The sequence below is a fragment of the Candidatus Electrothrix sp. genome, assembly GCF_052785085.1.
Window position 1 is genome coordinate 36,757 of record NZ_JALAAI010000017.1, and the last position, 6,628, is coordinate 43,384.

Annotated in this window: 6 protein-coding genes and 1 riboswitch; of the genes, 4 read left to right on the plus strand and 2 right to left on the minus strand. The window is 46.5% G+C overall.

All coding sequences use genetic code 11. The annotated features are described in order from the left end of the window. Nucleotides 1-879, minus strand: a complete 879-nt coding sequence (locus tag L2082_RS04780; protein WP_446008269.1) for an HAD-IIB family hydrolase — start codon at nucleotides 877-879, stop codon at nucleotides 1-3. Further along, entirely contained in the window at nucleotides 872-3,037 is a 2,166-nt protein-coding gene (locus L2082_RS04785) for an HAD family hydrolase (RefSeq protein ID WP_446008268.1), read from the minus strand. Before L2082_RS04785 ends, L2082_RS04780 begins: the two co-directional genes overlap by 8 nt. A gap of 606 nt (nucleotides 3,038-3,643) precedes the next feature. After that, a riboswitch (cyclic di-GMP riboswitch) is annotated at nucleotides 3,644-3,723 on the plus strand. Nucleotides 3,724-3,755: 32 nt separating this feature from the next. On the opposite strand from L2082_RS04785, the gene L2082_RS04790 reads away from it, so the two are divergent. The 4 genes from L2082_RS04790 to L2082_RS04805 all read left to right on the plus strand — a co-directional run bounded on the left by L2082_RS04790 (nucleotide 3,756) and on the right by L2082_RS04805 (nucleotide 6,512). Continuing rightward, nucleotides 3,756-4,301: a hypothetical protein gene (locus tag L2082_RS04790; RefSeq protein ID WP_446008267.1), complete on the plus strand. Its 546-nt coding sequence runs from the start codon at nucleotides 3,756-3,758 to the stop codon at nucleotides 4,299-4,301. Nucleotides 4,302-4,554: 253 nt separating this feature from the next. Further along, entirely contained in the window at nucleotides 4,555-5,022 is a 468-nt protein-coding gene (locus tag L2082_RS04795; protein ID WP_446011487.1) for a tRNA (cytidine(34)-2'-O)-methyltransferase, read from the plus strand. A 30-nt stretch (nucleotides 5,023-5,052) separates the two neighbouring features. After that, complete coding sequence (gene serC / locus L2082_RS04800; RefSeq protein WP_446011488.1) at nucleotides 5,053-6,135, plus strand: 3-phosphoserine/phosphohydroxythreonine transaminase; 1,083 nt, start codon at nucleotides 5,053-5,055, stop codon at nucleotides 6,133-6,135. 215 nt (nucleotides 6,136-6,350) lie between these two features. Next, nucleotides 6,351-6,512, plus strand: coding sequence for a hypothetical protein (locus L2082_RS04805; RefSeq protein ID WP_446011489.1), 162 nt, complete (start codon nucleotides 6,351-6,353; stop codon nucleotides 6,510-6,512). Nucleotides 6,513-6,628 lie beyond the last annotated feature (116 nt).

A 6,628-nucleotide genomic window follows, 5' to 3' on the forward strand; every position in this document is an offset into this window, starting at 1 on the left:
TCAATGTATTCCCATCTTATCAAGGCAGGTGCTCTGGATAAGTTTTGTGTAATAATGATTGACTCCTTCGAGAATTCCGGCACTGTAACAACCATTCATCCCCTGATACCCACCTTTGGCGAGATACAGACTCGTTGCATTCCCGGCTGCTGCTGCCATTTCCTTGGCCTTTCTTGCTACCTCTTGCCGGGCATTGGCAACCAGTACAGCCGGAATCTCGCTTGCCAGTACTTCCAGGTCATTGCCGCTGTCACCGGAAAAGAGCATTTCATCCAGCTCGTACCCTAACTGTTGGCGAAGAAACTGAAGGGCCTGATATTTATCTGCGCAGGCAGGGAGAATATCCAGCAGTTCCTGGTCAGCCACCTCGTCATGGCTCCAGATCAACGAGGCATGGATGCCCTGTTCTGCCAAAAGAGAATTGATAGAGCGAGCAAGAGAAGCCCTGTCCGTATCAGCGTCCACATAATAACTGCATTTGAACCGGGTCAGCCGATCCTCTTCCTGAAGCCGAAGACCTGATAGACCCTGCAACAAGCTGGCCAATCCATTGCTGTCGATCTGATGCCAGTCCTTGCCCTGCTGGGCATCCCATTCCTGATTACGATGCCAGTCATCTGGGTTACAATGATAAATGCTTGTGCCAACATCAGCAATCAAAATATCTGGAACAGGTATACAGTATTCCTGTATAGCCGCTTCAGTCAACTGAAGACTGCGACCGGTCACATAGGCAATGCAAACACGCGGATCTGCTGCCAGGGAGGCAAAGGCGGGGCGTGCTTCCGGCGATTCAGGCTGGGGCCCATTGGGCAGCAGGGTCCTGTCAAGGTCAGTAGATAAGAGTAGCTTCATGCGTTCTTCTCTATTCTTATTCATCAGCTGGTTCCTTTTGCTGTTCTGGCTGTTCAGCAAGAAAATCATAATGCTCAATCCCTTCAATAATACCATGCGCATATGATTTCTGAGCAAAATAAACCCCTTTGAGTTCATCAATATCTGACAACTCCTCGTGATGTCGGTTGCCGACCACCACAGCACAGGTCTTACCGCGCATCATATCTTCATCTGCTCCGGAACCCCCTGCAACCAAAATATCTTCCAGCTGGATTTCCAGACGATGGGCAATATAACGCAGAGCAAGTCCCTTTGAGGCCCGCACTGGCAAAATATCCAGATATTGCCCAAAAGACAGCGTCATATTCACTGATTGGTCGTGCTGACGGAGGTAGACATTCAGTTCATCAACACTGGGGGCTTTTTCCTCATCATAAAAATAGGAGACTTTAAATTTCCCCTGTTGATCTCTTGCCTGAAGCCGGAGTCCTGGTATATCAGTCAACAGGCGTTTCAGGGTGGATGGTGTCCAGAGATAATCCAGATGATGTTGCCAGGTCAGATCAGGAATCAGGTTACGTCCGTAGTAAACAGAGGTTCCCAGACCGGTAATCAGGATATCTGGTTTGGGTATTTTCTTTTGCGCCATGATCGTCAAGGCTGAATCCCTGGAACGACCAGTGACTATCCCGAACAGGAGTTTCTTCCGATTATTACGGAGCAGTTCAATAAGTTCTTTTCGACCATCAGAGCTACCGATCAGGTTTTGATCAAGGTCGGAAAAAGCAGCCTTATGTGTTGACCTGACTTTTTTCTGATACGGTTCCCGTTGGTCAAGTATTTGCCTTTTGCCGATTAACGGATCAATCTGATGTAGATATTTTTTAACATGGGCCTGCCAGGAATAGTGTTTGCGCACACCTTCCAGCCCATTCCGTTGCAAAGATCTCCAAAAGGAGCGATCACCGAGAACCCGAATCAATTGATCTGTGAGCTGTTCTTCGTTAAGCGGATCAAAAAGAAGGCCGTTTTGGCAATTTTGGACAATATCAACAGGTCCGCCGTTTTCAGTGGCCAGTAAGGGACAACCAGTGGCAGCTGCTTCAAGCAAAGTCAGCCCAAAAGGTTCGGTCAGGGCCGGATTGACAAAGACGCCGCCTGAGGCAGAGCACATTCTGTAAATACTTGGTACATCATCAGCACTATGGTGTTTTGGCAAGGCCACCTTACCGTAAAGATCATACAGATCAATAAGAAGGAGTAATTCCTGAATAACCTGCTGCGATCCTTCATCCATATCCCGGATATCGTCACGATTACCCGCCACAATCACCAGATTTGCCAGTTTGCGCAGTCGGGTGGATTTTCCGTATGCATGAAGGAGTGTTTTTATATTTTTTCGTTCGTCAGGCCGTGACAGGGCAAGGATCATCGGTTTTTTTACTTTGCGCAGAAAAGGACGAACGTTTTTCAAAAAGCGTGATTTTTTCCCAGGCTCAGGAGGATGGAACTGTTCTAAATCCGCTCCTGGCGGAATAACCACCATTTTTTCGGGCTGATAAAAGTCGTAAGATTCATATTGGTCTTCAATTTCATTCCCGGTGCTGGTCACCACCAGTTCTGCTGTTGCCAGCACTTCCTCTTCAGCATCAATACGATGAGCAATGTTATAGCGGGATTCAATCTCATCTTTTTTCATGCCAGCAGCCAGCAGCCGCATTTTTTTGTCGCGGCCTAATGAATGCCCCGTATGAACCAACGGAATACCAGTCAGGTGGGACAGGCGGGAGGCAACAAGACCTGCATCCGCATAATGCGAGTGGAGAATATCAGGAAACCGTTGCTGATTTTGAAAAAAAGCCAGCAGGTTGTCGGCAAAGATATCCAGATACTCCCAGAGTTTTTCCTTACAGGTATATTTTTCTGTTCCAATATCAATACGTACAATCTGCGAATGTGCATTCAGGGGTTCCAGTGCAACTGCATAATCCTTACTCACCTCATCATCCACAACCAGTTGTGTGATCAGGTCAACCCGCTCTACAGCTTGGTTTTCGCCTAAAGCCTGAGCCAGGTCACGGACATAGCGCGTTTGTCCGCCAGTGTCAGGATCTCGTCCCAATTCCAGATTATTGGCTCTGATTAAACCGTGAATACTGATCAAAGCAATATAGAGCCCATCTTTATCTTGTTTCGTCATGAAACCGTTACCTCACCTGTAAATACTTTTCTCTCTGTACAGCCTGTTTGATCCGACCTGCCAGCAGTATGATCGGCCTGGTCTGTTTCCATGCCTTTACATCAATGGCCTCAATTTTCTGGGAATCAGCCTTTTGATTTCAATGCCTTTCCACCCTGCCAGGCGTTCCATCTTAGACGAGTAAAATTTGTCTGTATTCCCTTGTCGTGTTGAGAACCAAAACAAGAGTATAGCTTTTTTGCTTCCTGAAAAAAAGGAATATTTTTTGCGCGGACTTTACCCCAAGTTATCTTCCCCATCTTTAGCCGGCAAATGAGGAACAATATTTTTTCTTAATTACCACAAAGTGTTACGGGAAGATTGCCAGTCTCTTTTTTAAAAAATATAAAATATTGTAATCAGAGGATTGTCGTACCGAGCAATATGATTTGACCTGCTGACCAAGAAAAAAAATGGGAGTTTTATTGCTCTCTATCATTCTCGTTTAATTAAAAAAAGTTGACATAAAACTCGTTTTTATTTAAAATATTGATCAGTGCCTCTATGCTTACACAGCGGGTACCTGACTTTCTGGGCAAAACAGGAGAACAAATTCCTGTACTGGAAAGTTGATAAAGCCACAACCGTCGTGAGGCGGTGTCGGAAAGCCACGGATCTCTGATGGGAGAGACAGCCGGGTTACCTGCTTTTTAGTTTCCAATACCAGGAGGGTGGTATAATGAGAGCAAGAGATTCTCTGGTGATCGCCAGTGTGGCAGGATTAGCGATGTTGTTATTGATCGTTATTCCTCTTGCCGGACAAGCCGGTGTACCAAAAAACGTTGTTGTTGATGGTCAATATGATGACTGGGACCTGAACAAAGATTGTTTGACCCCTATGCATAGAGATCAAGGATGTGCCGGAGAGGCATTGCCAAAAGTGTATCTGCATTATGACAACATAATCAACACGGTCTTTGTCCTTGTCTTACAAAAAGGCGGCATAAAGGAGGGAAGTAATGCTCCTGTGGTGAATATATATTCGCTGGGTCATAATCTTCCGAATAATTTAAAGAGTGCTGATAGCATTTCAAATTTTTCCTGGATCATGGAGGGAGCTACCCGGATAGGCTGGGAAGGGGCCTTTCAAATGACTCCGGGTGCCTCCTATCAATGTGACGCACCAGTACATACAAAGGAACGTTCTCAGTCAGCACGCAAGAAAAAAAACGCATCAGAAGTGGAGGTCATTGATACAGACAAACTTATGTTTGATTGCCATTGACCCTCTTGTTTATCAATGAGTTGAGCTGGTAATAATAATGTTTGCTCAAAGGGGTGCCTGGTCAAGGCTCCTCTTTGTTTCCCTCTCCTGATCTTCCCGGCAATGTATAATATTTGCCTTTCCAGCTTGTTTGCTGTATATCCTTTTCCACGGAAAAAATCACGTCTGTCTTGAAACAACGGGTTCTTTATTGCACCGTAAAAATTCGCTCCCTCTGAGGGTGATTATTTATTATCAACAACAGCCTCCTGTAATGCAAACTGCTCCTTTTCATATTGTTCTGGTTGAACCGGAAATTCCTCCCAACACCGGCTCCATTGCCCGACTCTGTGGAGCAACAGATGCTGTTTTAGACCTGGTGCATCCATTAGGATTCAGCACAGATGATAAGCACCTGAAACGAGCAGGGCTTGATTATTGGCCCCATGTAACTGTCCGGCACTGGGAAAATTTTGATGCATTTCTTGAGCAGCACGATGAGCGCAGGCTCTTCTTTTTTACAACCAAGACCGAGCGCTCATATTTTCAGGCCATGTTTACCCCTGGAGACTGCTTTATTTTCGGTCGAGAAACCAAAGGGCTGTCCAAAGAAATCCTTGCGCTCTACCCAGACCGTTGTTATACCATTCCCATGACAAATCCTCATATCCGCAGCCTCAACCTGGCCATGAGTGCCGGGGTTGTTTTGTACGAGGCCCTGCGTCAGATACAATCTACGTAAACCCTTTTTACCAAAGGAGTACTCCATACAATGCCAGAGAGAATTTATAATTTCAGTCCCGGACCAGCTACCCTGCCGTATGCAGTTCTTGAACAAGCAGCTCAAGATATTGTCAACTTTAAGGACAAGGGCATCGGGCTGATCGAAATGAGCCATAGGTCCAAGGAATTCATGGCTGTTGCCGATGAAACCGAGGCCTTGGTGCGTGAACTGCTTGAGGTACCGGATAACTACAAAGTGCTTTTTCTTCAGGGCGGGGCCTCGTCGCAGTTTTTTATGGTTCCCATGAACCTGCTCAATGCAGGCAAAAAGGCAACCTATCTGAATACCGGCACCTGGTCTAAGAAGGCAATCAAAGAGGCCCAGCTGCTCGGGGATATTGATGTGGCCTATTCCAGTGAAGAAAGCAGCTTTAACCGGGTTCCTGAAGAAGATGAGTATACTGTGGATCGGGCTTCAGAATACCTCTATCTTTGTTCTAACAATACCATTTATGGTACCCAGTTTGCCCGCTTTCCTGGCAAGGGAAAAATGCTGGTCTGCGACATGTCTTCAGATATCTTTTCACGACCCCTTGATGTGTCCCGCTTTGGTGTGCTCTTTGCTGGTGCGCAAAAGAACATGGGACCTGCTGGCGTGACCCTGGTTATTATTCGGGAAGACCTGCTGGATAATACCCCGGACAATATCCCCACCATGCTCCGTTACAAGACCCATGCGGATAAAGGGTCCATGTTCAACACCCCGCCCACCTTTGCTATCTACTGCGTGGGCCAGGTACTGAACTGGCTCAAAGAGCAGGGCGGAGTTGCAGCCATGCAGCAGCTGAATGAGGAAAAAGCAGCTCTCTTATATGAGGCCATTGATGGTAATGTTTTTTACCGTGGACATGCGGAGAAAAGCTCCCGCTCCCTGATGAACGTGACCTTTAATCTCCCTACCCCTGAACTGGAAGCCCAATTCATCGCTGAGGCTGCTGCTCTTGGTTTGGATGGTTTAAAAGGGCATCGCTCCATTGGCGGCTGCCGGGCCTCCATCTACAATGCCTTTCCCAAAGAAGGTGTTGAACAACTGGTGGCCTTTATGGCGGAGTTTGCTGCAAAGAACGGTTGATGTTCAGTCAGCTGTCCTGATCCATTGCATCAGGAGAGAAAACACAAGGGGGTGGGCGGTTGATCTGCTCTCCCCCTTTTTTTAGAAACTGGAAAACCTGTAAGAGGGTGGCGACAAGTTTATCTTGCTTTTTTTGTGCATAATGGTACGGTTTATTTCTGCGAAAGAGAGGAGAAATACACAACAAAAAAAGAGAATACGCAAGGAGGTAAAGCATGATATCACGAAAAAATGCTGTAAAGGCCTTAGAGGACTTTGGTATCACAGGAGAACAAGTTTATCTGATTGATCTTATTCCGCTCATAGAGATTATGTGGGCAGATGGACAAATTCAGAAGGGCGAGATTGCTGTACTTGAAGATTATACAGGCCCCTGACAGCCTTTCTGTAAAATGGACATAAGGCGCAATAACCCGACAGCCCTCAGGTTGGAGGCTCTCTCAGGCTCACGTTAATCAGCTTACCGTTACGTTGTATACCCAGAGCTGTTAAC

Excerpts from the sequence above, each read along its gene's own strand:
- L2082_RS04780 (WP_446008269.1), bottom strand. The coding sequence starts at position 879 with ATGAATAAGAATAGAGAAGAACGCATGAAGCTACTCTTATCTACTGAC.
- L2082_RS04785 (WP_446008268.1), bottom strand. The coding sequence starts at position 3,037 with ATGACGAAACAAGATAAAGATGGGCTCTATATTGCTTTGATCAGTATT.
- L2082_RS04790 (WP_446008267.1), top strand. The coding sequence starts at position 3,756 with ATGAGAGCAAGAGATTCTCTGGTGATCGCCAGTGTGGCAGGATTAGCG.
- L2082_RS04795 (WP_446011487.1), top strand. The coding sequence starts at position 4,555 with ATGCAAACTGCTCCTTTTCATATTGTTCTGGTTGAACCGGAAATTCCT.
- serC (WP_446011488.1), top strand. The coding sequence starts at position 5,053 with ATGCCAGAGAGAATTTATAATTTCAGTCCCGGACCAGCTACCCTGCCG.
- L2082_RS04805 (WP_446011489.1), top strand. The coding sequence starts at position 6,351 with ATGATATCACGAAAAAATGCTGTAAAGGCCTTAGAGGACTTTGGTATC.